This is a genomic window from Serratia sp. DD3, from assembly GCF_000496755.2.
On the sequence record NZ_AYKS02000012.1, the window covers coordinates 39,277 to 63,140 of the forward strand.

Genomic DNA, 23,864 nt, shown 5'->3' on the forward strand with positions numbered 1-23,864 from the left:
CGCTAAATTTCCCAAGCCGCCGGGAAGCCGATTAAGCCACACTCTATCTCACGCCTTGCGGTTATCCATCCAAATCATGATAGCGGCGGTTGAAGTATATCAGCCCACATGTGGATTCACTGATACGTACCGCCTGTACCTGACAGTAAAATACCGTGTGACTACCGACTTCGTGGAATTCATGAATAGTACAATCAAAATTGGCTATGGCCGAATTCAATACCGGTGCGCCGCTGGCTAATACTTGCCAACTATCATGAATAAAACGCTGCTCTGAGCGCAACGTGGCACTGGCAAATATCCCCGATAGATCGCGATGGTTGCCGGACAACACGTTGACACACAGCGTACCGTTTAGCTTGAAATGGGGGTTGGCAAAAGAGTTACGGTTCATGCACACCAGCAGCGTGGGGGGTTGATCGGTCACACTGCAAACCGCCGAGGCGGTAAAACCATATTTTCCTGCTGGGCCATCGGTGGTAATCACCGAGACTGCACTACCCATTTTTGCCATCGCATTACGAAATTCAGTTTGAAGTCTCATCATTTCTTCCTTATAGGTCGAGCACTAACTGCGCGCTTTTCGCGCGTGAGCAACACAATAAAATCAAATTGTTAGCCGCTTTTTCCTCATCGGTGAGATAACTATCCCGATGATCCGGTTCTCCTGCCAGCACGTCGGTCAAGCAACTGCCGCAGATCCCCTGTTTACAGGAAACACATACTTTCAGCCCCGCTTGCGCCAAGGCTTCGACAATGCTCTGATTCTCTGCAACGTGTACCTGGGTGCCGCTGCGGGCCAGGGTGACGTCAAAGGCCATCCCCCGCATTTCCACCTCAGCCGAAAAACACTCTTGGTGAATACGCTCGTGGCAATAGCCCAAGACGATCGCCTGCTCAGTAACCGCCGTCATCAAGCGTTGCGGGCCGCAGACATAGACATGGGTATTTTCTGGCACATCCGTCAGGGTTGGGGTTAGTGCCAGACGTTGCTCGTCGCTGAAATACAGCCGGACTTGGCTGGCATAAGGGGCATGCTCCAACATATCCACAAAGGCGGCCTGTCGTCGGCTGCGGGCGCAGTAATGAAGGGTAAAGGATCGACCAGCGGAATAGAGCGTTGCCGCCATCGCCAGCATGGGCGTAATACCAATACCCCCGCCAATCAATAGACTGTGAGCCGCATTGGGCTCCAGCTCAAACAGATTGCGCGGTGGGCTCACGCGCACTTCATCCCCTGGCTGCAAAGCATGCGCCGCCAGAGAACCGCCCTGTGATTGAGTGGCTTTCAGTATGCCCAGTTGGTAGTGATAGCGATCGGCTGGATCGCTACACAGTGAATAAGGGCGAACCAGATCGTTCCCCAGATGGAGATCAAGATGTGCTCCGGCGGCAAAACCGGGCAACTCTCTGCCTGCTGGATCACCCAAGGTGAGCAGGACAACATCACCCTGCAATTTTCGGGCAATAATATTTAATATCAACATATTGACTCCTTTATGCCTTAGCGCATAAACAACCCGCCGTTGATATCCCAGGTGGCACCCGTGACAAAGGCCGCCTGTGGTGAGGCTAATAACGCCACCACCTGCGCCACAAACTCGGCATCCCCCAACTTGCCTACCGGGATCATCTGCAATAACCCCGCCAGCTTTTCTGGTGGTACTAACGCATGAACCGACGGTAAATCCATTGGGCCCGGTGCAATCGCATTTACGGTGACGCCGGACTGACTCAATTCACGGGCGAAGACCTTAGTCAGCGTCAGAATGCCGCCCTTAGAAGCCGCATAGTGTGCCCCAGAGGCGGTTCCCCCATTTTGCCCCGCCAACGAGGCCAGATTGATAATTCGACCATAGCCCCGTTCGGCGAAATAACGCCCCATGATCTGGCAACTGACAAAAGTGCCGCGCAGGTTGGTGCTGAGTACCTGGTCAAACTCATCGGGTTTGATGTCCATCACCGGGGTTGCCAAGGTCAGCGCAGCGTTGTTAACCAACACCTCCAGGCTACCGAAGCGCTCTAACGTGGCTGCCAGTGCCTGTTCAACGTCTTGCACCTGGCGGATATCCAACCCCAGTGCTAATACGCGATCCCCATGACTATCCAGCAGGTGAGCGGCTTGCTGTACCCGTTGAAGGTTCACATCGGTTAACACCAGCTGAAAACCCTGCTGTAACAGATGGGTCGCGATAATATTACCCAAGCCTGAAGCAGCACCGGTGACTAATGCGGTTTGTATCATGACTTGCTCCTTAGAGGATGTAACCGATGCTGTGCAACACATCATCGCTATTAATCAGGCGGATGGTTTTTTGCTGAATTAACCACTGATTACCCTGTGGCAATAGGTGGTAAGTGACGTTGGCTGCATAGTGTCGGCTGTTGCCCTTACGGTGTTCCCACAAAGATTGAGCACAGCGCACCACCACCAGATGCTCGTCTGCTTCCAGTAGGCGGAAGCGCGATAGTGTGCGCAGCGTGCGGGCGCGTGGCGTGGTGGAAATAGATTCGCCGCTGTCGAGCCGGTGTATCCGTTTCATCCGCATCTGGTGATCGTCATAGGCATAGTTAAGGCTATTTTTAAAATCGGTTTCCTGCGGATCAATGGGGATCACATACAACCCTTCAGGTTGCCAGAGCGCCAACCAAGCATTGAAGTCGCCTTGGTCGAGCAAATCACCCTCCAGATTAATCAGCCTGATGGCACTGAACAGCAACGCGTTAGAGGTTTCCATCATGAGTTCTCCGTCATCAGTTTTTTCCACATCTGGTAGGCAGCCCTCATCCCGGTTTCCGCGCTGACATCGCTGCGCAGGCCGTCGGCGGTAGGCTGTTCATCAGCGAGCCCACGGTTTAGCATGATCCACAAACTGTCCCCGGCGGTAGCGCCATGTTGCACCCGCTCCCAGGCTTCGGAGTCATCTGGCGTGCCAAACCCCATCGGCCCCTGAAAGTGTTCATGCATCCGTAGGCGTGCCTGATTGGCAATGTCCGGCCCGCCGTCCATGGTGATAACCGCATGATGAATTTCAGTTTCATTCACCGAGAGCGGTTGCAGCACCCGGAAAAACGCCATCGAACAGGCGATATTGGGGAAGATATTCAGGTTGAACCCGGAACCACCGACAGCACGCACAATGCGGCGTACCTGCTGTTCGTCATGATCCTGGCGCAGTGCCTCAGCCAGTTCAAGAAAGCGCTCAGGGATGGGCGCATCCAGGTTAGCATCCAGATCGACCAACTCAGGGATCATCACCATCACGCTGTGGCCGTTGCCCAGATCTTCGACATAACCACTGCCGCCGACAAAGTTGAGCATCTCTTCGGTTTGTTTATTGACAGAGCTTAAAAAGGAACGATGTACCACGGGGAAGTGATAACCATCAGTGGTGTTCTCCAACTGGATTTTCCAATTGCCAGGAAAGCGGAAACGATGAGCCGGCCCAGTTTTAACCGGATAACCCGCTCCCTGTTTCATAAACAGATCGATCCACTTTTTGGCCGCTCCCAGGTAATCGTCAAGCGGTTCGATATTTGCATTGAAGGTGGCAAAGATCATTCCGGCGTATTGCTCGGTACGCAACTGCACCAGCCCCAGTTCGGCTTTGTCCAGTTGGTCAGCATAACTTTCAGGATGCGGTACGCCACGCAGGCTACCATCCAGCGCATAGCCCCAACCGTGGTACGGGCAAACAAAGCTGTTGGTTTTACCCGTGCGCTGTTCACATACCGTTGCCGCCCGGTGACGGCAGCGGTTGAGCAGAGTGCGGATTTCTCCTTTGCGGTCACGCACCACAATCACCGGCTGCGTGGCAATTTCAGTGGTCTTAAAGCTGCCGCTTTCCGGTAGTTCGCTGATATGAGCCACCCATACCCAGGTTCTGCGGAAGATCCGCTCCAACTCAAGCTCAAACAGTTCTGCGGAGGTATACAGCGAGGTATGTACCCGGTCTGCTTTAACCAACGCGGCAATCTCAGCGTTGCTGGGCGCTGTCGCTTCGAGGTTTTTTACTGCAATAGCGTGCTGACAAGACATGGTTATTCCCTTGTACTTATTCAATTAGCGGTTTTTCATCAGGTACCGGTAATTCATCGGCACTGTTCCAGTGGTTCACCGGGCGGCTAAACAGATTTCGGGTAGTAAAATGAGCTATCTGCATACCGTCTTCAGCGTGCACAAACCAGGCAATAATTTCAGCCGCATTCAAGTGCGCGCTCCCCGTACTGAATGCAGAGGTTTGCAGCATCAGCCAACGGCCACGCAATCGCCTTGGTTGCTCACAGTTGATCATTTCCGAGCAAAGAAAATGAGCATTCATGGCAAAGTGGGCAGGTTGGCGAACATAGCGCAGCAGCATTGCCACAATGGCTTCACGTCCTTGATGCACACCAAGGCGGGTAGCATAAGGCTCACCAACTCCCTCCCAGCGGGCATCTGGGGTAAACAACTGCCCGGCAGCATGGACATTGTCTAGGTTGTTGAGATCGTCACACAGACGCATGTAGTCACTGATACACAACCGTACCGCCTGCTGATCTTCTAATTGCTGTAAACGCTGAGCATCCGGTAAGTTCATGGTGGCTCCGTTAGTGCTGTATGATCAGTTCACGGCCGATGCGGGCTTCGATCTTGCAGTATTTCCATAACTTGTAAGTACCATCGCCGACGGGGGTAGTACGGAATAAGTTGCATACCGCGTTGACGTGTTCCAGCGCATCGGCATCGGCCAGTACGTATGTCGTCCACGGCCAGCCTGACGATGGCCCGACCATAATTTGATCGTCGTCCATATTGCCAATCACCCGAATGCCTTGCATTTCCTCCATCCCTGTCATCATTGAGCCAAAGGCAGCCCATACCTGCTTGGCTTCAGGCGCAGTAGCATCAAAAAAATTCTGGTTTACGCCGATGCAAAACAGCACCCGTAGTTTGTTTGATTGGTTCATCTGTTGTTCCTTCTGAGTAAAAATCACAAATAACCCGGCAGCGGCTTACCGCCGAAAAACACCGTACCGGCATTGATATAAGAAAGGTCACCCATAAAAGCGTGTTGAGTAATTACCAGGGTGTCGCGCACATAGCGCTGTAGTGGGCTTGTCAGTGCTATCCCACCCATACCATTGAGTGCCAAAGCTTGACGCGCAACCTCTGCGGCCACCCGTGTGGCATGAGTAGAAGACAGGCGTAGCGCATTAATCTGTTGACAGGATGCGTCGTTACCTACCAATAGCGCTTGCCAGACATCATCAATCGCCTGATAGAACCAAGAGCGAGCAGAGCACAGCTCAGCCTCGCAGTGGGCAATCTGGATCTGAGCCTGTGGCCGTTCGGCTAACTGCGGCGCACCGGTGACCGACTGTGAGCGATGAGCAATGGAATAGATTTCATTCAGCGCTGCGCGCGCCACACCTAGCGCCACCACCGACAGCACCTGTGTCGCCAGGGAGAGCACCGGATAGCGGTACAACGGCCCATCCAGATTGAGTGCTGCGCCGCGAGTAAAGGTCCACTCGTGCGGGACAAACACATCATTCACCACCAGATCGTGGCTACCGGTGCCCGCCAGCCCCACGGTGTGCCAGGTCGGATCTATCTGCACGCTGCGTTTCGGTAACACCGCCATACGTGGTAGCGATTGTCCGCCTTCCGGCATGATGCCTACACCAAAGATGGAAGCCCCCATGCAGCCACTGGCAAAGCTCCAGCGCCCGCTTACCCGGTAGCCACCATCTATCTGCGGTACTCGCTGAGGGGGAAATATGCCCCCGGCAAAGATGACGTCCGGCCCGTCACGATACAGAACCTGCAACGTATCGGTGGGCAACGCGCCAAGGTAAAACGGGCTCATACCAAAGCTCGCGACCCACCCAGCCGAACCATCGGCGGTAGCAATCTGTTCAACCAATTCACAAAATTGTGCCGGAGAACATTCATCACCGCCGTAAACCTTAGGCACTAGCGCACGGTAAACCCCGATCTGTTTAAAACGAGCAATAATATCGGCGGAAATATGACGTTGATGCTCAAAATCCACGCTGTGAGCTGCAATATCATTCAGTAATGGAGCGATATCTTCACAAATATGTAGAGCTGACATGGCTTCCTCCTGGGTGATTTTGTGGTTAGCGAGCAGCCGAGTGCTGCCGCAGTAAACCGTACTTACTGAGTTGATTAATCTAATAATAAAGAGCAGTGCGGTCAGTGGAGTCTGGCGAGAAGGTACTCCGCAGCCTCAACGAGCAGAGGGTCTAATCCTTTACTGGCGACTAGTTGGAGCGCTACTGGGCGCCCATCAATCTCGCCGATTGGGATCGAAATTGCCGGGTGCCCACTGAGATTGAAAGGTCGAACCAGCCGTGTCAGGCTGACCATGCTGAGCGGGTCGCGGGCTTCGGACAGCGTCGGTGGCAGTTCTGGCAGAGTGGCCAAGGCCATCAGCGGAGTGCGGGCAAGCAGCGTATCGAGCCGATCGCTGAAACTCTGCCGCACGCGTTCAGCTTCGGCCAGTTCGGCGACCTTCACCGTTTCTCCGGAGCGCAGGCGGGTGGCAACATCATCGGAGATGCCATCCAACTCCAGTAGTGGGTGAAACGCTTGCCAATTTTCATGACTAATGATCGTCATTCCCGCCAGGTGAGCTTCGTCAAGCTCTGGTAGCAAGATGGGAGACAGCCTGGCTCCAGCTTGCTCTAACCGTTGGAGAATTAACGCGTCGATAGACGGAGCGGCGGCACTAATCACCCCTATTGGTGGCAGTGTTGACAGCCTGTTGCTCGGCTGAATGGCCAAGCGGCTCAACACCTGGCGCAACACGTCAGCCCGACGAGCGAAAAAACCTACACAGTCTAACGAACTCTGTGCTGGCGTAACCCCCTGGCGGCTGAGCAGGCCATAGGTTGGTTTTAGCCCCAGGACTCCACAACAGGCCGCAGGCAGACGAACCGAACCACCAGTATCGGTGCCTATGGCAAAATCCACATCGCCAGCGGCCACTACCGCTGCCGAACCGCTGGAAGAACCACCGGGGATTAACTCTGGATATTGAGGATTCAGCGGGGTTCCGCTCCATGGATTAATCCCGGTAACGCCAAATGCCAACTCATGCAGCGTGGTTTTTCCCTTCAGAATACAGTGCTGATTGAGTAGGGAGCCAACCACTTGCGCATGATGCTGCGCCGGAGGTGCAGATGCGAGAGCTCGGCACCCTGCCTGCGTGGCATATCCTGTGACATCAAGGGTATCTTTCACCGCAAAGAGCAGGTCGCCTTGCCCTAGGGTGAATCTTTCAATGTAGGCATTGCTGTTACTAAAATGGTTCATCATTGCCATTGCCACCTTGGATTTAAAAAACGTATCTGTCCTGGAAATAACTGTTGGTACGTTTCTTATGCAGATTGCCGATAAATCAATCATGGAGGATTTAGATGAAAATTCAAGTAATACTTCACGTAAATATTACATTTAAGCAACAATTAATAAACATTAGAATTACATACTTAATAAGCTATCATCATGAATAAAATGGAAAATAAGATGATTCTCCAACAAAAAAACCGTCGGGGAGAAAATCCCAGACGGCAGTTTTAAAGTCTTTTTTTACAGTATGTTAGATTGTATTTTGTTCGCTTGATCACAGTTTTGCGATCAAGGTACTATGGGGAGAATATCAAAGCTCGTTGAGATTGCCCAAGACTCGCCCAAGAGACTGGTTCATTTTCTCTTTCTGTGCAGCTGTCATACCCTTGAATGCCTTTTCAAATACTTTCTGCGTCAGGCGGTGTGCCTCTTCCACTTTGGCCCTGCCGGCAGCGGTGAGTGTCACCTCAGTAACGCGGCCGTCCCGTTCGCTGCTGACGGTCGTCACTAATCCATCGTCACGCAGCCGTCCAACAATTTTGGTGACTGTCGGCATTTTAGCCATCGCATACTCGGAAATCTGCGAGATGCTGGCACTGCCATACAGCCGGGTAATAACCAGCACCCGAAAACGTGACACATCCAGTTGAACCTTCTTGAGCGTGACCTCCATGATTTGGGTATAACGCGCATAGACATTGACGATCCAGTAAAACGGGAATTCCTCACGGTGAAAAACCGAATCTTCCTGAGACGGACTATCGGGTATTTGGCTCATGATTTTCCTTACTGAGGGAGTATTTTCACGCTGATTATAGCTGCTAATGCTAAGTGGCTATAGCATTACAGCCCTTCCCTACCGATCGCCATCGTGTTTTGGCCGAATATCGCACATAAATGATACAAAAATGCAACACAGTTAACATTTTTGTATCATTCACTAAGAAACCAGTTGCTATCTGAATATATTCCTTCCTATAAGTGAGCCCATGTTTTGGTGTCGAATTAAGCAATAAGGAAAAATAAATGGCCCATGGATATCTCTGGGGATGGCCATTTTAATAGGAATATCAAAATATTATATATTCCCTGCAAGCTGATAACGCTGTGGAGCGTCTGTCTGAGTGCCTGCACCGGATTTTCAACACCCATAACCCTTATTGCGGAGATATCATGAATGGTAGCCCCTCTTCTGAGCAGATACAATGTGACCCGCCGATGCTTCCTGAAGCCAATGATGCACGGCTGAATGCCCGCCAACAGGCCGTTATTAATAAGCTTTTTCGTCGTCTGCTAGTATTTCTATTCATCCTGTTTGTTTTCTCCTATCTGGACCGCATAAACATTGGTTTTGCCGGTCTGACCATGGGGAAAGATATTGGCCTGACGAGCACCATGTTTGGCCTAGCGACTACCCTGTTTTATGTGATGTATGTGGTGTTCGGCATTCCCAGCAACATCATGCTAGGGATCGTCGGTGCGCGGCGCTGGATTGCGATCATCATGGTAATCTGGGGCGTGGCATCTACCGCAACGATGTTCGCCACTGGCCCTAACAGCTTGTATGTATTGAGAATGCTGGTTGGTATTGCCGAGGCTGGTTTTTTACCCGGTTTATTGCTGTATCTCACCTACTGGTTCCCTGCCTACTATCGCGCGCGGGCCAACGCCCTGTTCATGATCGCGATGCCGGTCACTATGGCGCTAGGTTCGCTGGCATCGGGCTACATATTGAGCATGGATGGCCTGCTAGCTCTCCGTGGCTGGCAATGGTTGTTCCTATTGGAGGGTTTTCCTTCGGTACTACTGGGGGTGGTAGTCTGGTTTTATCTTGATGATAGCCCCACTAAGGCGAAATGGTTAACCGAGGACGACAAAGCCTGTTTGCATGAAATGATGGAGGCAGACAAGTTGAGTCTGGTACAACCTCAAGGGAGAACCAGCTATACCGCGTTGCAAAGCGGAAGCATGTGGCGTGAGCTGTTTACCCCGGCGATTATGCTATACACTTTGGCTTACTTCTGCCTGACCAACACGCTAAGTGCCTTAAGCGTTTGGACCCCACTGATTTTGCAGAGTTTTAATCAGAACAGCAGCAACATCACAATTGGTTTTCTCAGTGCAATTCCACAGGTTTGTACCATTATAGGGATGATTTGGTGGAGTAAACGCTCAGACCGTTTGCAGGAACGCAAAATGCATACGCTGCTACCCTATCTTTTTGCTGCGGCAGGCTGGATGTTTACCGCATTCGGCGCGACCAGTCTGTTGCAGTTACTGGGGATTATTATGGCCTCCACCGGGGCGTTTTCCGCGATGGTGATCTTTTGGACCACGCCCGATCAATCCATTAGCCTGCGGGCACGTGCTATCGGTATAGCGGTTATCAATGCCACGGGGATGACTGGTGCTGCGCTAGGCCCACTTTTAATGGGTTGGTTGAAGGATGTTACCGGTAGCTTCAATGCGGGAATTTATCTGGTAGCCAGTTTTCTGGTGTTGGGTGCGGTGGTGGTCTCGCTGATCCCCATGAAGAGCAGCCGACCTAGAGCAGCCCCATAATCAGGTCGAGTGTGTTGAGAATGGAAAGTTGTATCTTGTTTCTTATTGTTGGAAATGAAATTCAGTGGTGTCAGTTACGACAAAATGCAACCTCCGAACTTCTCGACCATAATAAATCACTATTGGTGATTTCAGGGCAGATAGGTATGCGCCAGGATGGTTTTGTCCCTAAAGAACAATCTCAGCAATTTAGCCTAGCGCTCGACAACATCCGTAAAAATGTCGAAGCACAGGGCTTAAGCGTCAGTGATATCATCAAAATGACCTTTTACTGGGGAGGCGAAACACTGCCCGCAGAGGAGCGTAACCTTATTTTGACCCCTTGGTTGCAAGGGCATCAGCCCTGTATGACGATGGTCACCGTTAAAGGACTGGCCAGGCCCGACTTGTTAATTGAAATTGAAGCCTTTGCCGAGGGGAAGATCGCGAATTCTGATAATAAGTACAGCGCTCGATCATGATGATAAGATGTGGGTTAGCTGCTGATAAGCTCACCTTTTGTTCTCTGGCTAGCTGGAGGTGCAGCAGGTATGGGCTTGTGTAGTGTTATTTTAGGAGCAGCAACTATGGCAGCAGGAGGTACAGGCGCTTTGATTTGTGGCGTAGCGCTTGGGGCTACAGGCGGCTATTTAGGGAGGGGAATAATATCATCTGGAGGTGAGTCTGCTGGTGAATTAATTTATCAAACCATTGGGAAATAGAATGAACATTCTATCCGCAGTACTAACTATATCATTCATAATTAGTGGGGTAATTGCTTTCGGTTACTCCTCAATAAATAACAAAAATCATAAGCTATTGTGTAATGCATTTCATGAAAAATTTGGGTTCTTACCAGGAGGGATAACATTATCTCAATCTGGTGGTGTTTTCTTAACATTCCAAAAGGACTTTTATTTTTTGTTTCCCCTGATTGTTAGTAAGAATAACTTCATTGTTAGAGATATGGATTCAGAACACTACGATTTCATTAGGTCACCACCTAGAAAAATGACTTATTGGATAAAGGTGAAGTTTTTTTTATTATTAATAAGTATAATATTACTTTTAGCTGAAGCCATTGTTTACTACTCTTTTATAAAAGTATAGCTCATCAATAAATAGCATGATAATAGATAAGTAATCTCTGCATCCCCTACCGTTGTAGATGCTAAGTAGAAGTGTCCGCCAAAACAATACCGCCTTCTAGGAAGGCGGATTTTTACTTTGCGCAACTGAGGTAATTTTTACTGGAATCAGTAAGTCAAGCCATGCCCGAAGGGGTAGATGACTTCACCTTCAGGAGATTTGATATCAACCGGCAATTTACCGCTAGGAACATTAAAGATGAGGGTGTCAGTCTCATTTTTAAATAATGTTCTGATGCCTGCCCGAATATTGGCTTCAAGAGAGTTACGATTGTTGTTGGTAACATCAAACCCGGTGATACCATAAATAGCCAGGTTGGCGGTCACATTATCCAGATAAGCAATGTCATAGGGATTGCGTGATGAGATAACAACCAGGGGTATCCCCAATTCTCTCGCTTTATCAATGGTCTGCTGTGCAGCACGCCCTTTGTTTTTTAGATTGTAAGTGACCAGAATAACCAGATCGTTGGCTTCAATACTCGCTTCCAGATTGGCTGGCACGGTTTGCTGATCCAGCTTATATGCCAGGCTGGAAACTGTGATTTCCTGGTTTTCAAGCTTGCTTGCAATGTTTTGCAATTCACTGCGGATAATATCATTGCGCGTATTTTCATCAGAAATGATCAGCACATTATTCTGTCCATTAAGGGAATAGGGCAACAGATTGTCATTCTTGATAAGCGTAACAGAGTGCTCTGCCACTTTCTGTTCATCGCTTTTATGCGCAGGTGAAGCAACGACAGATTGAGCGTACTCTAAAGTACGTGAATTGCTTGTGGCACCGATCTTTTTTGCCAACTTAGTTTGCACAACCCGGGTCGCGGCTTCTTGTAGGCGCGACGCAAACTCTGGATTTTTAGCGTATTGAGTTTCCAGGTATTGGTAAAGATCTTCCAGTTGATCAATCCCTTCTTGATCCCAGATATGGACTGGCATCACCATGACATCACTGCCTGCCATCAGCGCCATTTCCACGGCTTCATTAGCACCAAAGTTCTCGGTGATAGCGCCCATATCCATTGCGTCAGTAAATACCAGGCCTTTGAATTTGAGCTCATCACGAAGAATACCGGTGATGATTTTTTTGGACAATGTGGCTGGTAAACCGATTTCAGTACCATCTTTTTTAGAAACTACTTTGGTATCGTCAAGGGCAGGAACGATGATATGTGCCGTTAGTACGGCATCAATGCCCTGTTCGATAACATTTTTGAATGGCAACAAATCGCTTTGCCGCCATTCACTTTCAGTATAAGGAACCATCGGTAGCCCAAAATGCGAGTCGGTTTCCACGTTACCGTGACCAGGGAAGTGCTTTGCAGTGGACATAACAGAATTCTGCTGCAATCCCTTGATATAGGCACTCGACATCTCATTAACCAGCGCAATATCGCTGCTGAACGAACGCACACCGATAACCGGGTTATTCTGGTTGGTATTGACATCCACAACTGGTGCAAAGTTGATGTTCACGCCCAGTGCGTTGAGTTCCGAGCCGTGAACTTCACCCACAAGTTGTGCCATATTGGCATCGCGTGTTGCGGCCAGTGCCATATTACCCGGCATTTCAGTGCCTTCACGCAGACGAGTAACATATCCGCCTTCTTGATCGGTACTGATCAGTAGAGGCAACTGATAACTGGCCTTCTGTAAATCCTGAATCAGCTGATAACTTTGTGGTGTATTAATAAAGTTTTCCCGAAACAGGATCACAGAACCCAGCCGGTAGTCATTGATGACTTTAGCCAGCTCCGTAGGGAGCACGGTGACGCCTTCAGGTTCGCCGGCAGCATTTTTTCCCCAGTTACGCACATCCAGCATGAGCACCTGGCCGATCTTTTCTCGTGGGCTCATCTGAGTGACTATCTGTTCGGCACTAGTTTGCGATTCTTGCTGGCTGGTGGAAAAATGATCGTCATCGCACCCCATCAGTGTCAGGCTGGACATAAGTACAGCAACCTTTGTTACTCCTAGTATTTTCATTGCATTCCCTCATAATGAATAAAAGTCATTAATGAGAATAATAAATTCTTGGGATAATAGTAGAGTGGAATTTAATATTCTTGGGTTGCATCACACTTATCACCGAGGAAATGAGGGTGTACGGCATTCCCAGCAACATCATGCTGGGGATCGTCGGTGCACGGCGCTGGATTGCGATTATCATGGTGATCTGTGGCGTGGCATCTACCGCCACGATATTCGCTACTGGCCTAACAGCCTGTATGTATTGAGAATGCTGGTGGGTATTGCAGAGGCTGGTTTTTTGCCCGGTTTAAGGCTGTCTGTTCAATATTAGCGGGTCAATAACGGAGATCATACCTCAGAAACCGCGCTATGCCTCGCTCATATGAGGGATGGCTAAGGGCCCTTAGCCATTTTACGATGCCGATGGGCCAAGTGACTGTTCTATTCGTGCGTGCGGCATTGCTGCCGCTCGAATTAACTTTGGCATTCAATATTAGCCTTTCAATATAATTATAAGCAGTTTCTTGTTTATTTAGTCACTGCGTTCATTTGCTTATTTTTTAAATTCATTAAAATGAAATGCCGATGTAATAGATAATTTTTATTATTATCTTTTGATATTTAATCATGGAATGATGTTTATAAGGCATCAGTCAATGTGCAAATCACGCCTTCCCTTGGAGAGATTATGTTATTGAATTTTAAGAAAAATATTATTTCCCTATCCCTACTATCTGTCTCAGTATTAGCTTTAAATGCCTGTGATTCAAGCGACAATCACGAAGATACCGCCGCTGCTCCAGCAATCGGTAGCGGTGAGCTGACACTGGCTGCAACAACCGATCTACATGCAAATATTCTGAGCTATGACTATTTTAAGCTCAGTGAGGACAAGAGTTTCGGATTTGAGCGAACGGCAACGCTCTTGCGTGAAATTAAAAGTAAATATAGCAATGTTGTGCTATTGGATAACGGCGATACCATTCAGGGCACTGCGCTGGCTGACTATCAGGCGCAGGTTAATCCAATCAGCTGTAATGAAAAGCTGGCTATTTACCAAGCGATGGATGAGATAGGTTACGATGCGGCTACTCTTGGTAATCATGAATTCAATTACGGTCTACCTTACCTGGCCCAGGTTACCGGTACAACCTTCAATATCGCTGCGCTGCCCGCAGTGAGTGAGCAAAAAAAATGTGTTGGCCCCAACTTTCCGCTAGTCTCATCCAATGTCTGGAGTCAGAAGGACGGTAAGCCACTGTATAAGCCCTATATCATCCTGAATAAAAGCGTGAAAATCTATGACGAGCAGGGTCAGGAAAGTCAGTTACCTATCAAAATAGCCGTGATTGGTTTTACCCCTCCGCCAATAATGAACTGGGACAAGCGCTGGTTGGATGGGCAGATAGGCGTTAGCGGCGTTGTTGAAGCTGCCGAAAAATATGTGCCAATGGCCAAAGCGGAAGGTGCCGATCTGGTTATCGCACTCTCCCACGGTGGATATAGTACCGGTGCTTACTCAGCAGAGATGGAAAACGCCAACTATTATCTGGCGAAAGTCCCTGGGATAGACGCGATCATTATGGGGCATAGCCACAATGAATTCCCGCTGGCATCCTGTAGTAGCAGAGACTGTACTGCTCCAGGCGTCGACAGTCAAAATGGTTTTCTCAATGGTGTCCCGGCAGTGATGGCCAGCTATTGGGGCAAGGCGGTAGGTTTGATTCATTTAACCTTACAGCACGATCAATCCGGCTGGAAGGTCGTCAAAGAAAACACCCGCGTTGAATTGGATAAAACGCTATTAGATGCCGCTACAAAAACCTATGTGGATAGCGACCCGTCAATTTCACAAGCGATTCAGATCGTTAATGAAGAGGTAATTGATTACGTCAAAACACCGATTGGACGAAGTGATTTTGATATGACAACCTATTTTGCAGATGTTGGTGAGGTCTCTGCCATTCAGATTGTCAATGCTGCCCAAGCTGATTATGTTAAGGCTTATGTCGATCTTAACCTACCTGAATATAGCGATATTCCTGTCCTTTCCGTCAGTGCACCATTTAAGGGGGGCTTTTCAGGTGTGGGCGATTTTACGGTAGTTAAAGCGGGGGAGCTGTCTATCTATAACGCCGCCGATCTCTATCTTTATCCGAATACGGTCTATGCGGTGCTGGTCACGGGTGATATTGTCAAAGGTTGGTTGGAAAAATCGGCAGAGCGCTTTAACCAGATTGATCCTGCTGTTGAAGTGGCACAAAACCTGACCGCATCATTTCCCAGTTTTAATTTTGATATGTTTACGTCCGATGATTTGAAATATCAAATTGATATCACACAACCGGTCGGCAAGCGGATTGTTGAGCTCACCTATAAAGGGAAAACTATAGATGCCAGCCAGCAATTTATTATTGCCACCAACAATTATCGAGCTACCGGTGGCGGCGGTTTCCCAGGGCTGACGGCGGATCGGATTATTTATGCATCACCGGATAACAACCGCGATGTGCTGATAAATTACATCAAGAACCGGGCCATCTTGGCACGGGTGCAAGATGGTAATGCGCGTAGCTGGCGTTTTGTCCCTGTATCCACTGCTGGCCCCGTTATTTTCCGTTCTGCTGCAGATAAGCTGGCCTATGCGCAGAGCATTGGTTTGATAAATATCAGTATATACAAAGCGGATGACGGCAACGGCATGAGCCTTTATCAGATTGATTTATCTAATTAATCACTTAGCGTTACCTGTTACTGTCGCTTATTAGCACAAACTTTCCCCGCTACAGCTGGATTTATCCCAGGCTGTAGCGGCGGGATAACTCGAGCAACAGATACTCGGATTGCATCAGTATCCCTGCCAGCCAAGCGTCGCTTCCTAACAGTATCCTTCGCCCACGCTGATGAATACGCAAAGCCCTGCCCCCTTCTGTTGGAACACCTCTGCTAGTTGCCTTTAACGTTCCGTAAGTCATCACTGCCTTTCCCAACAACTCAGACAGAATCGAACCGATCGTAAAGTGTTCGTGATCTTGCCTTGCAATCTGCCTTTCGGAAACGCCATTAACAATTTAACACTGCAAGTTTATATAATTGAATTAAACAACCATTAAAATGCTGATTTTCAAATTAAACATCCGGTCAACTCACCTTACTGCAGCTAATAACCCCTTTCATTATTCTCGACATTGGATAACAAGCCTGATTGGATAACAAGCCTGAGAGTAGACCATGCTATACAGTAAAGCGGAGAAACAGTGGCCTCTCCCTAATCTGCTTACTAGCGGGAAAATAGCTTGAAAGGTGAGTTGCCAGGATGTTTACCGTTTACTGTTTTTTTCATCATGAAAATCAGCAGTAAGGCAACGGCAGGTGTGTAGCAACACTGCCTGCTGGCCAGCTTATTGACGCTTCCACTGTCTAAGGAAACAAACAATGAAAATAGATAAGATATTTCGCTTGTTAGATAAGCCCATCAGAATGGTAGCGTTAATACCAACGCCCCCGAAGAGGCGTTGGTATTATGGCGTGTTGATTAAACCATGCCAAGGTCAATCCAGCAGGTCGGAATAATCCCCGCGTTGATAATCCGTCAGTTTTTGCCAAGGCAATATCTGCGGGTCATTAAACGGGGTGGCCGTCATCCGTTGGATTGATGTGCCATGGCTATCACGTTGCTCAATGCTCCGGGCATACTGCCCCGCGACATCCCAAGCAACCTGGATAGTACGTTCCCCTTTTTGCAGCAAGTAGTGCTGCACCCCATCCTTCACCCCACCTTGTTTTTCCATGCGGCTTAACGCATTGGGGTCGATCAGCCAATAGGCCGCAGACCAGGAACCGCCGTATCCCACATTGCCATAATGGGCCAATTCCACATCAATCACCCGGTGCAGCTCATCTAATATCACCTGTACGCTGACCTTTCCGGTTGCTGCATCGCGCTTTATCAACAAGGGTGCACCTTGCGCTTCACTGTGCGCATGACCCGCATGGGGGGACGCATGATCATCATGCCCATGTGCTTGGCTGGCACGCAGGTTTTCAGGCAGTTCACGTTCGATCCAAACCTGGTCAGTACGGCGATACATTAAGTCGCGATAATCAACCAATTGCCAAAAACTCAAATCGCCCTCACTTCACCGTCTGCACACATAAGCCATCTAATATGCTTGGCAAGTGAATTTTGTGGAGATAAATGATGTTTTTGAACAAAAGGCTGGCGGTATTCTTTTATTGTCTATTATGCCTGATGGCCGGCGTGGTCAGCCAAGCCAAGGGACTGCCTAAACTACAAGAAGGGGATATCATTTTCCAGCAATCTCGTTCATCACAAAGTCTGGCCATTCAGCAAGCCACAGGCTCGCCCTATAGCCATATGGGGATCATTTTACTGCGTAATGGCAAACCCTATGTTTTCGAGGCTGCGGGTCAGGTTAAATATACCCCGCTAAATGCCTGGATAGCGCGCGGCGAGGGCAAACACTTTGTTATCAAACGGCTGAAAAATGGTGGGCAACCGCTTAGTGAACTACAGCAACTGCGCATCCGCCAACAGGCACAGCAATTTGTTAATCTGCCTTACGATATGCAATTCACTTGGTCAGATAATAAAATGTATTGCTCAGAACTGGTTTGGAAAATTTATGATCGCGCTTTGGGCGTCCCCATCGGCAAGTTGCAAAAAATCAGTGAGTTTCATTTCACGCCTATCGTGCTATTCAAATTATATGACCGCTATGGCAAGCAGGTTCCCTGGAACCAACAAGTCATTTCACCACAAGCGATGTTTGAATCCCCCTTATTAGTCACAGTGATAGATCAATAGTCACGGTCATAGAGCATTAATCACCGTGATGGCAAACCGCCCCCATCACGAGGGCGGTAAGACGAATACAAATAACGCGGGATCACAAACGTTAATTGTGACGAAACTCACTTTATCAAGGTATCAATCGCGGTGACCGTTTCTTTCCAAAATGGTAGCGCAGGGTCCAGCAAGGTAAAGTGATCAGCTAATGGCACAATGACCATGCTTACATCATCCCCTGCTGCGATAGCCTTATCTTGATACAGTGAACTGACGCCGATCGGTACATTGATATCCATATCTCCGTGCACCAAAATCTGTTTTATACCTAAAGGCAGTAACTCAATCGGGGACACTTTCTTAAGGATGTCAGAAGACACTGCGGGGTCGGCACCAATGAATTGAGTAATTGGCGTCTCCCTGTGTGCGCTGCGGTGGCCTTTATCCAACAACAGCAAGTCACTCACTCCGGCTAAACTGACAACACCAGCAATTTTAGGTTTTAACATACCAAAAGTATTTGATGGCTGCGTAGCTCGAGAAGCCGCCCACAGAGCAAATTGCCCACCGACAGAGTGCCCAACCAGAACAATATTTTTCGGTAAATCATATTGTGCAGAAAGGGTATCAAGGTGATTAATCGCCGCTAAAATATCTTGTGAGGTGGTTTGCCATCCCCCACCTTGCGTCATGCGGCGATATTCAATCGACCATACGGCGTAACCACGGGCAACCAAATCCTGGCTGGCTGGGTCTAAATAGCTCAGCGTAAATTGTGGCTGATAGTATCCGCCGTGGATCATTACCACCAAGCCTTTGGCCTTGTCTTTCGGTAAATACAGCTCACCATATTGATTAGGGTCTTCACCATAGGCGATTTTGGTTTTATCAGCCGCAGTGACATAACCGACTACCATCATTATCAGAATAAAAAATATACCCAGTTTCTTTTTCATCATATTCCCTATGTTTATTGATATAGACAATAATTCAACGAGTTGTTACTCATTTCCGTCTACCTGCTACAGCAGGTACTTAAGTATATCCGAGCAAACACCTTTTCTCATGCCACTTAAAAAGTAAAATGCGGGTCGGTCAAGGTAAGTAACGGCCCACAGTAAAATAAGGGAGGGTCTGATAAATCATTAATCACCGTGATGGCAATCCGCCCCCGTCACAGCGGCATTGCCATAGGGCATCAACACGCTCGTTGAGCACACTGATCAGGCCTTTTGCACCCGCCACTCCACTTCGTGCGCTTCATCCAGTTGTGGGACCTCCAGTTTACTCAACATATGTTCCATCGCCTTAATCGGTACGCTGTATTGTCTCCCGGCATTTTGTTGTAACCACTGCGCATAGGGCACCTCCAGGTAAACAATTTTTACCCTTGCCCGGTAAGCCGCAAACAGTTCAACCAGTTGACTACGCAATTGGCGGGTAATATTGGTGGCATTCCAAATAAACGGCTCACCACGGCGTAGCAGCGTTTTTGCATGCCCCTTGGCTTGCTGAACCACCCAACCGGTGGCTTGTTTATCGCAAGGTGATAGCCGGTGCTGGCGGCGAATATCATCCAGGCTGACGGTAGCAAGCCCCGCCCCATGTTGCGCAATATAACGATCCTTGCCCATCCCCGGTAACGCACATAGCAGCGTCACCTGATTGTCAAATTGCTCATAAGGCACAAAATCAGCACTGGCCTGGGGATGTGTCAGATAATGGTAGCGCTGATAATCACTGGTAAAAGTGCGCGCGGTTCCCCAACACTGCTGCTCTTGGCAAAACAACTCAAACAGTTCGATATTGCTCAATAAAGTGGCTTGGTCCACACAAACACGCCCCAGCACATCTGCCCGCGCCAACAGTGCCAATAAACGGGTATCCACGCGTAATGCCGCAGCAAGTAACGCACGTTCGGATGATGGACGCTCCATTATCCATAACGGCAGGCCATGAAACCGCACCAGCGCGGCAATCTGCTCCCGCAACTCAAATGGCGTGACAACGTCACGATAAAGAATTGATCGGGTGGTCAATTCCCCCCGCTTGGCATGATTAGGTGATATCACTGAACCATCCGCCTCAATACGGGTAGTACTGCGCTTTTCCACATCATGGAGCAGTGCCGCCGCCCACAGCAGTTCTTGTTGCTGTGGTGGCAAAGCATTAAACACCACAGATTCACTCAGCGCCCCCAGGACCTGCCGGGTATGGATCGCCACATCCCCTTCACTATGATGGTGTGGGTCCTGTGGCACCTGGTGCATATCAGCTACCCAACGGAACCTTGTCGTTAAGCGGTCCCACTGTTTATCATTAGTCAGGCTCCACATGGTGATCCTCCTGTTGATATTCATACGCCATGCGGGCTCGTTGCCAGTTAACCCGCCAGTGGCGATCGGTTTTCACATGGTTTTTCCGCACATATTTAAAAACGTGCTGAGAAAATGCCTCAACGGGAAATTCAGCCGCGTTGCGGGTGACAATCCCTTCCATCGAGCACGGTAACCCCGTATGGACATCGTGAGGTGCAAAACAGCCCGGCCCCATCGCCTGTTCCATTACTGCGAGCCGATATTCAGGCTCCGTTTGCCATGGCTTCGCCAAGGTGATCTCGGGCACACAGGGAAAATCAAACAGTGCTGCGTAGAATTTCACTTCCTCCCAACTCAGCCAGCGATCCTGGCAACGCGCAGCAAAGAGGTAAAAACTTTGTTCCAGCCCATGATATTCAATGGAGTGCGTGGCATACAGGTTTTCACCAAATAGTTCGATATCACCCAGATCATGTTTAATCTGCTGCCAACGCTGACGGATGTGCTTAGTCCAGGCAGACACCGTCGGCGTTGCATGCGAGCGAGCAAAAACTCCGTATTGATTCAGGCAGTTGTTTTCGCCATCCAGCTTTTCAGTATGTATTAACGAATCAATTAGCTGTAAGTCTTGCCAGTACGCTTTATTAATCCGATCGTCACTGGTAGTCCCCGGTGAGAACGGATAATGATACGTCCGGCCATATTTTCTTTGTATTTCCATCATGTTTCTTCTTATTACTGCTCGCCAACCCGTCACTTAGCGGGTTGGCGTAAAATCACGTCCCACGAACACACGAACCGGCGCACCACGGACAATGTGATGATGAACCATCCGCCGTTGAGCCCGTTGTTGCGCCCACTGCTGCTGTTCACTCTGCTCCAGCCGCTGAGCAATCAATAAACAGGCCAGTCGTTTATTGGCATGTTGGCTACGTTCCGACTGCACTTTTACCGTGATCCCACTGGCAAGGTGAGTGGCACGAATCGCCGATTCGGTTTTATTCACATGTTGTCCTCCTGGCCCAGAGGACTTCAACGTTTCAAATTTGATCTCACGCTCCGTTGACAGCGTCAGTGGGGAAAATCGCGCCACACCAATAAACCAGTTTTTTCTGGTTCGTCCGCTGCGCCACGGGCTCTCACAAGTCCATTGCAAGGTACCGCACCATTGCCCTGCCAACTGTTCAGCCGCCGAACCATTAAGGGTAAGCAGCACGGAACGTAATGTCCCGGCTTGGCGGCCCCATTCCCGCTCAATTTCATGCAACTCTACCTGCAAAGCCTGCGCTTCATGGCAGAGTTGTCGCAGCGCCAAGCTCACCGCCAAACAACACTCATCAGGCCCGTGAGCCGCAGAAATCTGTAATAAAATCATTCTGCACCCCCACGGGTTTTGTAGGTGAGCACCGGTTTCAACCGTGCCAGTGGTGTCACCAAACCTGCTTGTTGTAATGCCTCAATCACGCTATCAATAGGCTTATAAGCCTCCGGCGCTTCTTGATAGATTAATTGCCGATCGCGGCAAATTACCCGGCTACCGAAACGGGTTCGCGCCAACTGTTCAGTGGTAAAACGCGCCGATAGACGATCTTTGCACTCAGAGCGCATCCATTTACGCCCAGCGCCATGGGCCAGTGAATACAGGCTGCTCGCAGAGGGTAATGGCTTAACCAGATAGCTGTAATCACCACGTGAGCCGGGGATCACCACCAGCCCTTCATCCGCCGGCGTCGCCCCTTTACGGTGCAACCAGCCATCCACCCCTTCAACCGTGGCCGGAGCCAGCAGGTTATGGTGAACATCCAGCAGACAATCACCGGTGGTGCGTAAACGTTGCAGTATTCGTTGGGCGATGATTTGCCGGTTAGTCACCGCGAAATCCAATGCCTGTTGATGCTGCTGCAAATAAAGCCGCGCTTCTTCACTTCCCTCCAGCAGCCCATGGTGGCCATAAGCGGTAATATGTTGTGCCAGTACCGCTTGCCCTAACCCCCGTGAACCACTGTGCACCAGCAGTAATAAGCGCTTTTTATCCACGCCGATAGCGGGTTGATAAATTTCATCAACCTGCAACAGTTCAGCGAAATGATTACCGCCACCAATCGTCCCTAACGCATGGCGATAAGGTGCCAATTCCGGCGCGATATTCTGCGATAACGCCTGTTGCCAAGGGCCATCAATATTCCCCAGTTTTTTTTCCAGTTTATCCGGGGAGTGTTTAATCACCGCTAAATCGGTTTGCCATAACGACATACCGCATCCGATATCATTACCGATTAAAGCCGGATAAAAACGGTGTTGTGAAAAGAAAGCGGCACCTACCGGATAACCGCGCCCAGGGTGAAGATCTGGCATACCGACCACACGTAACATATTCGGAAGTTTAGCGGTGGTTTCAAGTTGTTGGATTGCATTACCTTCAATCCAGGTGTGTGGCGCAGCAATCACTGAAACCTGTGCCACATCAGAGCGTATAATATTGCCCATAACTAATCCTGATGATTAATTTCGTTCTCCCACGCTGATTTTAGTTGCAGGTAATCACTCATGTTATTGAGTGCTGCAACATGCAGAGCATGGGTTAATTAGAATATGGCAGGCCAAGGCCTTGGCAATATCTGAACGACTCTGTTAAAGACGGGAAATTATGCCTGAGGATTGGGCCTGCAAAGGGTAAACAGTTGTTGATGATTCATGCTATACCTCCTTGCGAAATGAGTGAGTGGAAAAAACGTGGCGAGGCTACACCGATTGGAACGGGGTTTCAACTGTTTTTGAGCTATGCTGTTTTTTTTCTTCACAATATTGATACAGGAAAATAAGATGAAGAAACATTTGAAGTTTTGCTTATTCCGCAGTTTGTTACTACTGGGGGTAGTCGTTCTCGTTGGTTGTTCACGTTCTGACGCCCTCTGGACGGTGGTTGACAAGGTCTGTATGTCCAACTATCAACACAAGCGTGGCGCGTTTCCCTGCCAGCAGGTCTATATTCCTAGTGGTAAAAGTCAAGGTTTCAGCATTATCCAAAATCCACGTTTTCCTTATCATTTCATTCTGGTGCCGACCGCGGCAATGTCGGGTATCGAAAGCCCTCAACTTTTAGTGGATAGTCGCATTGATTACTTCGGTTATGCATGGTTGATGCGTTACCGACTGGCAGCTGAACATGGAAAACCGATCCCAGAAACTATGTTAGCAATGGCGCTCAACTCAGCTTATGGTCGCAGCCAGAACCAGTTGCATATTCATCTGACCTGCCTGCGTGAAGATGTTTACCGCCAATTACAGGCTGAACGTCCATATATCGATGACAACTGGCGACCATTGCCAGATACCTTATTGAAGCATACCTATTATGCCCGCCGAGTCCTGCAGCCTACTGCGATGGGCATTGACCCTCAGAGATCCCCTCATTTTTAGAGACTCAAATAATGCCAAGTGTGCGGGTATATAACCGATGCTGCCTCAGGTAATAAGTAAACTTCTCCATCAACAATATCGCGTAGGCTTCTTTCATTTTAGGCAGTAATTGATAGTAGATAACACCTTGTCGGAAAAATGAATATGTTCGGCTTTTGCTGGTATTGACCTTGATCGTTCGCTCCAGACCCGCGCTGTCTCCTGCCTTGCCCAGCAGCGTCAACAGGACTATCGCCAGCGCACTGAACAGAAATAATCGATCGCGTCTTGCCGGATTTTTGATCCGAACCTGACCC

At 49.2% G+C, this 23,864-nt stretch carries 21 protein-coding genes and 3 pseudogenes; 6 read left to right on the forward strand and 18 right to left on the reverse strand.

Going from position 1 to position 23,864, the window contains the following annotated elements:
- Positions 1-61: 61 nt before the first annotated feature.
- The 10 genes from IO95_RS01090 to IO95_RS01135 form a co-directional block, all read right to left on the reverse strand.
- The gene (locus tag IO95_RS01090) at positions 62-544 is read right to left on the reverse strand and encodes a flavin reductase (protein WP_023489952.1); all 483 of its coding nucleotides are present in this window, start codon (positions 542-544) and stop codon (positions 62-64) included.
- A 10-nt stretch (positions 545-554) separates the two neighbouring features.
- Entirely contained in the window at positions 555-1,487 is a 933-nt protein-coding gene (locus IO95_RS01095) for a PDR/VanB family oxidoreductase (RefSeq protein ID WP_023489951.1), read from the reverse strand.
- Between the two features lie 17 nt (positions 1,488-1,504).
- The gene (locus tag IO95_RS01100; protein WP_023489950.1) at positions 1,505-2,245 is read right to left on the reverse strand and encodes an SDR family NAD(P)-dependent oxidoreductase; all 741 of its coding nucleotides are present in this window, start codon (positions 2,243-2,245) and stop codon (positions 1,505-1,507) included.
- Positions 2,246-2,255: 10 nt separating this feature from the next.
- Positions 2,256-2,738, reverse strand: a complete 483-nt coding sequence (locus IO95_RS01105; RefSeq protein WP_051791061.1) for an aromatic-ring-hydroxylating dioxygenase subunit beta — start codon at positions 2,736-2,738, stop codon at positions 2,256-2,258.
- Positions 2,738-4,039 carry a Rieske 2Fe-2S domain-containing protein gene (locus tag IO95_RS01110; RefSeq protein ID WP_023489948.1) on the reverse strand — a complete coding sequence of 434 codons (1,302 nt, stop codon included), beginning with the start codon at positions 4,037-4,039 and terminating at the stop codon, positions 2,738-2,740. The genes IO95_RS01105 and IO95_RS01110 overlap by 1 nt, the downstream gene beginning before the upstream one ends.
- Before the next feature lie 16 nt (positions 4,040-4,055).
- Positions 4,056-4,580 (reverse strand): nuclear transport factor 2 family protein, encoded by a 525-nt coding sequence (locus IO95_RS01115; RefSeq protein WP_023489947.1) that lies wholly within the window; start codon positions 4,578-4,580, stop codon positions 4,056-4,058.
- A gap of 10 nt (positions 4,581-4,590) precedes the next feature.
- Positions 4,591-4,950, reverse strand: coding sequence for a hypothetical protein (locus tag IO95_RS01120; protein ID WP_023489946.1), 360 nt, complete (start codon positions 4,948-4,950; stop codon positions 4,591-4,593).
- A gap of 23 nt (positions 4,951-4,973) precedes the next feature.
- Positions 4,974-6,101: an acyl-CoA dehydrogenase family protein gene (locus IO95_RS01125; RefSeq protein ID WP_023489945.1), complete on the reverse strand. Its 1,128-nt coding sequence runs from the start codon at positions 6,099-6,101 to the stop codon at positions 4,974-4,976.
- A gap of 101 nt (positions 6,102-6,202) precedes the next feature.
- Positions 6,203-7,324 (reverse strand): amidase, encoded by a 1,122-nt coding sequence (locus IO95_RS01130; RefSeq protein ID WP_037383415.1) that lies wholly within the window; start codon positions 7,322-7,324, stop codon positions 6,203-6,205.
- 346 nt (positions 7,325-7,670) lie between these two features.
- Positions 7,671-8,138 (reverse strand): MarR family winged helix-turn-helix transcriptional regulator, encoded by a 468-nt coding sequence (locus IO95_RS01135; protein WP_023489943.1) that lies wholly within the window; start codon positions 8,136-8,138, stop codon positions 7,671-7,673.
- A gap of 440 nt (positions 8,139-8,578) precedes the next feature.
- Between IO95_RS01135 and hpaX the strand changes: the two genes are divergently transcribed.
- Both hpaX and IO95_RS01145 read left to right on the forward strand, forming a co-directional pair.
- A complete protein-coding gene (gene hpaX, locus IO95_RS01140; protein ID WP_037383418.1) occupies positions 8,579-9,922 on the forward strand; it encodes a 4-hydroxyphenylacetate permease in 1,344 nt (447 codons plus the stop codon).
- Positions 9,923-9,957: 35 nt separating this feature from the next.
- On the forward strand, positions 9,958-10,383 hold the full coding sequence (locus IO95_RS01145) for a Rid family hydrolase (RefSeq protein ID WP_160165602.1): 426 nt from the start codon (positions 9,958-9,960) through the stop codon (positions 10,381-10,383).
- A 774-nt stretch (positions 10,384-11,157) separates the two neighbouring features.
- On the opposite strand, the gene nagZ is transcribed toward IO95_RS01145, so the two are convergent.
- Positions 11,158-13,035 carry a beta-N-acetylhexosaminidase gene (nagZ, locus tag IO95_RS01155; RefSeq protein WP_023489938.1) on the reverse strand — a complete coding sequence of 626 codons (1,878 nt, stop codon included), beginning with the start codon at positions 13,033-13,035 and terminating at the stop codon, positions 11,158-11,160.
- 119 nt (positions 13,036-13,154) lie between these two features.
- Between nagZ and IO95_RS01160 the strand changes: the two are divergent.
- A pseudogene (locus IO95_RS01160) lies at positions 13,155-13,348 on the forward strand (4-hydroxyphenylacetate permease); the annotation flags it as partial.
- A gap of 360 nt (positions 13,349-13,708) precedes the next feature.
- Positions 13,709-15,754 carry a bifunctional 2',3'-cyclic-nucleotide 2'-phosphodiesterase/3'-nucleotidase gene (locus tag IO95_RS01165; protein WP_023489936.1) on the forward strand — a complete coding sequence of 682 codons (2,046 nt, stop codon included), beginning with the start codon at positions 13,709-13,711 and terminating at the stop codon, positions 15,752-15,754.
- Between the two features lie 817 nt (positions 15,755-16,571).
- Here the strand turns inward: IO95_RS01165 and IO95_RS01170 are convergent.
- Positions 16,572-17,147 carry a hypothetical protein gene (locus tag IO95_RS01170; RefSeq protein WP_023489935.1) on the reverse strand — a complete coding sequence of 192 codons (576 nt, stop codon included), beginning with the start codon at positions 17,145-17,147 and terminating at the stop codon, positions 16,572-16,574.
- A gap of 71 nt (positions 17,148-17,218) precedes the next feature.
- Between IO95_RS01170 and IO95_RS01175 the strand changes: the two genes are divergently transcribed.
- Entirely contained in the window at positions 17,219-17,848 is a 630-nt protein-coding gene (locus IO95_RS01175; protein ID WP_369794320.1) for a YiiX family permuted papain-like enzyme, read from the forward strand.
- 107 nt (positions 17,849-17,955) lie between these two features.
- Here IO95_RS01175 and IO95_RS01180 read toward each other — a convergent pair whose 3' ends face one another.
- From IO95_RS01180 to IO95_RS01200, 5 genes are all read right to left on the reverse strand, one after another.
- Positions 17,956-18,786, reverse strand: coding sequence for a S9 family peptidase (locus IO95_RS01180; protein WP_023489933.1), 831 nt, complete (start codon positions 18,784-18,786; stop codon positions 17,956-17,958).
- A gap of 267 nt (positions 18,787-19,053) precedes the next feature.
- Positions 19,054-20,166 (reverse strand): AAA family ATPase, encoded by a 1,113-nt coding sequence (locus tag IO95_RS01185; protein WP_023489932.1) that lies wholly within the window; start codon positions 20,164-20,166, stop codon positions 19,054-19,056.
- Positions 20,150-20,869, reverse strand: a complete 720-nt coding sequence (locus IO95_RS01190) for an RNA ligase family protein (protein WP_037383432.1) — start codon at positions 20,867-20,869, stop codon at positions 20,150-20,152. The genes IO95_RS01185 and IO95_RS01190 overlap by 17 nt, the downstream gene beginning before the upstream one ends.
- A 36-nt stretch (positions 20,870-20,905) precedes the next feature.
- Positions 20,906-21,523 (reverse strand): peptide chain release factor H, encoded by a 618-nt coding sequence (gene prfH / locus IO95_RS01195; protein ID WP_023489930.1) that lies wholly within the window; start codon positions 21,521-21,523, stop codon positions 20,906-20,908.
- A complete protein-coding gene (locus IO95_RS01200) occupies positions 21,520-22,635 on the reverse strand; it encodes an RNA ligase RtcB family protein (protein ID WP_023489929.1) in 1,116 nt (371 codons plus the stop codon). Before IO95_RS01200 ends, prfH begins: the two co-directional genes overlap by 4 nt.
- A 336-nt stretch (positions 22,636-22,971) precedes the next feature.
- Between IO95_RS01200 and IO95_RS01205 the strand changes: the two are divergent.
- A pseudogene (locus tag IO95_RS01205) lies at positions 22,972-23,547 on the forward strand (CDP-diacylglycerol diphosphatase); the annotation flags it as partial.
- Between the two features lie 25 nt (positions 23,548-23,572).
- On the opposite strand, the pseudogene IO95_RS01210 reads toward IO95_RS01205, so the two are convergent.
- Positions 23,573-23,864: pseudogene (locus tag IO95_RS01210) on the reverse strand (IS4 family transposase); the annotation flags it as partial.

Excerpts from the sequence above, each read along its gene's own strand:
- IO95_RS01090 (WP_023489952.1), bottom strand. The coding sequence starts at position 544 with ATGAGACTTCAAACTGAATTTCGTAATGCGATGGCAAAAATGGGTAGT.
- IO95_RS01095 (WP_023489951.1), bottom strand. The coding sequence starts at position 1,487 with ATGTTGATATTAAATATTATTGCCCGAAAATTGCAGGGTGATGTTGTC.
- IO95_RS01100 (WP_023489950.1), bottom strand. The coding sequence starts at position 2,245 with ATGATACAAACCGCATTAGTCACCGGTGCTGCTTCAGGCTTGGGTAAT.
- IO95_RS01105 (WP_051791061.1), bottom strand. The coding sequence starts at position 2,738 with ATGGAAACCTCTAACGCGTTGCTGTTCAGTGCCATCAGGCTGATTAAT.
- IO95_RS01110 (WP_023489948.1), bottom strand. The coding sequence starts at position 4,039 with ATGTCTTGTCAGCACGCTATTGCAGTAAAAAACCTCGAAGCGACAGCG.
- IO95_RS01115 (WP_023489947.1), bottom strand. The coding sequence starts at position 4,580 with ATGAACTTACCGGATGCTCAGCGTTTACAGCAATTAGAAGATCAGCAG.
- IO95_RS01120 (WP_023489946.1), bottom strand. The coding sequence starts at position 4,950 with ATGAACCAATCAAACAAACTACGGGTGCTGTTTTGCATCGGCGTAAAC.
- IO95_RS01125 (WP_023489945.1), bottom strand. The coding sequence starts at position 6,101 with ATGTCAGCTCTACATATTTGTGAAGATATCGCTCCATTACTGAATGAT.
- IO95_RS01130 (WP_037383415.1), bottom strand. The coding sequence starts at position 7,324 with ATGAACCATTTTAGTAACAGCAATGCCTACATTGAAAGATTCACCCTA.
- IO95_RS01135 (WP_023489943.1), bottom strand. The coding sequence starts at position 8,138 with ATGAGCCAAATACCCGATAGTCCGTCTCAGGAAGATTCGGTTTTTCAC.
- hpaX (WP_037383418.1), top strand. The coding sequence starts at position 8,579 with ATGCTTCCTGAAGCCAATGATGCACGGCTGAATGCCCGCCAACAGGCC.
- nagZ (WP_023489938.1), bottom strand. The coding sequence starts at position 13,035 with ATGAAAATACTAGGAGTAACAAAGGTTGCTGTACTTATGTCCAGCCTG.
- IO95_RS01165 (WP_023489936.1), top strand. The coding sequence starts at position 13,709 with ATGTTATTGAATTTTAAGAAAAATATTATTTCCCTATCCCTACTATCT.
- IO95_RS01175 (WP_369794320.1), top strand. The coding sequence starts at position 17,219 with ATGATGTTTTTGAACAAAAGGCTGGCGGTATTCTTTTATTGTCTATTA.
- IO95_RS01180 (WP_023489933.1), bottom strand. The coding sequence starts at position 18,786 with ATGAAAAAGAAACTGGGTATATTTTTTATTCTGATAATGATGGTAGTC.
- IO95_RS01185 (WP_023489932.1), bottom strand. The coding sequence starts at position 20,166 with ATGTGGAGCCTGACTAATGATAAACAGTGGGACCGCTTAACGACAAGG.
- IO95_RS01190 (WP_037383432.1), bottom strand. The coding sequence starts at position 20,869 with ATGGAAATACAAAGAAAATATGGCCGGACGTATCATTATCCGTTCTCA.
- prfH (WP_023489930.1), bottom strand. The coding sequence starts at position 21,523 with ATGATTTTATTACAGATTTCTGCGGCTCACGGGCCTGATGAGTGTTGT.
- IO95_RS01200 (WP_023489929.1), bottom strand. The coding sequence starts at position 22,635 with ATGGGCAATATTATACGCTCTGATGTGGCACAGGTTTCAGTGATTGCT.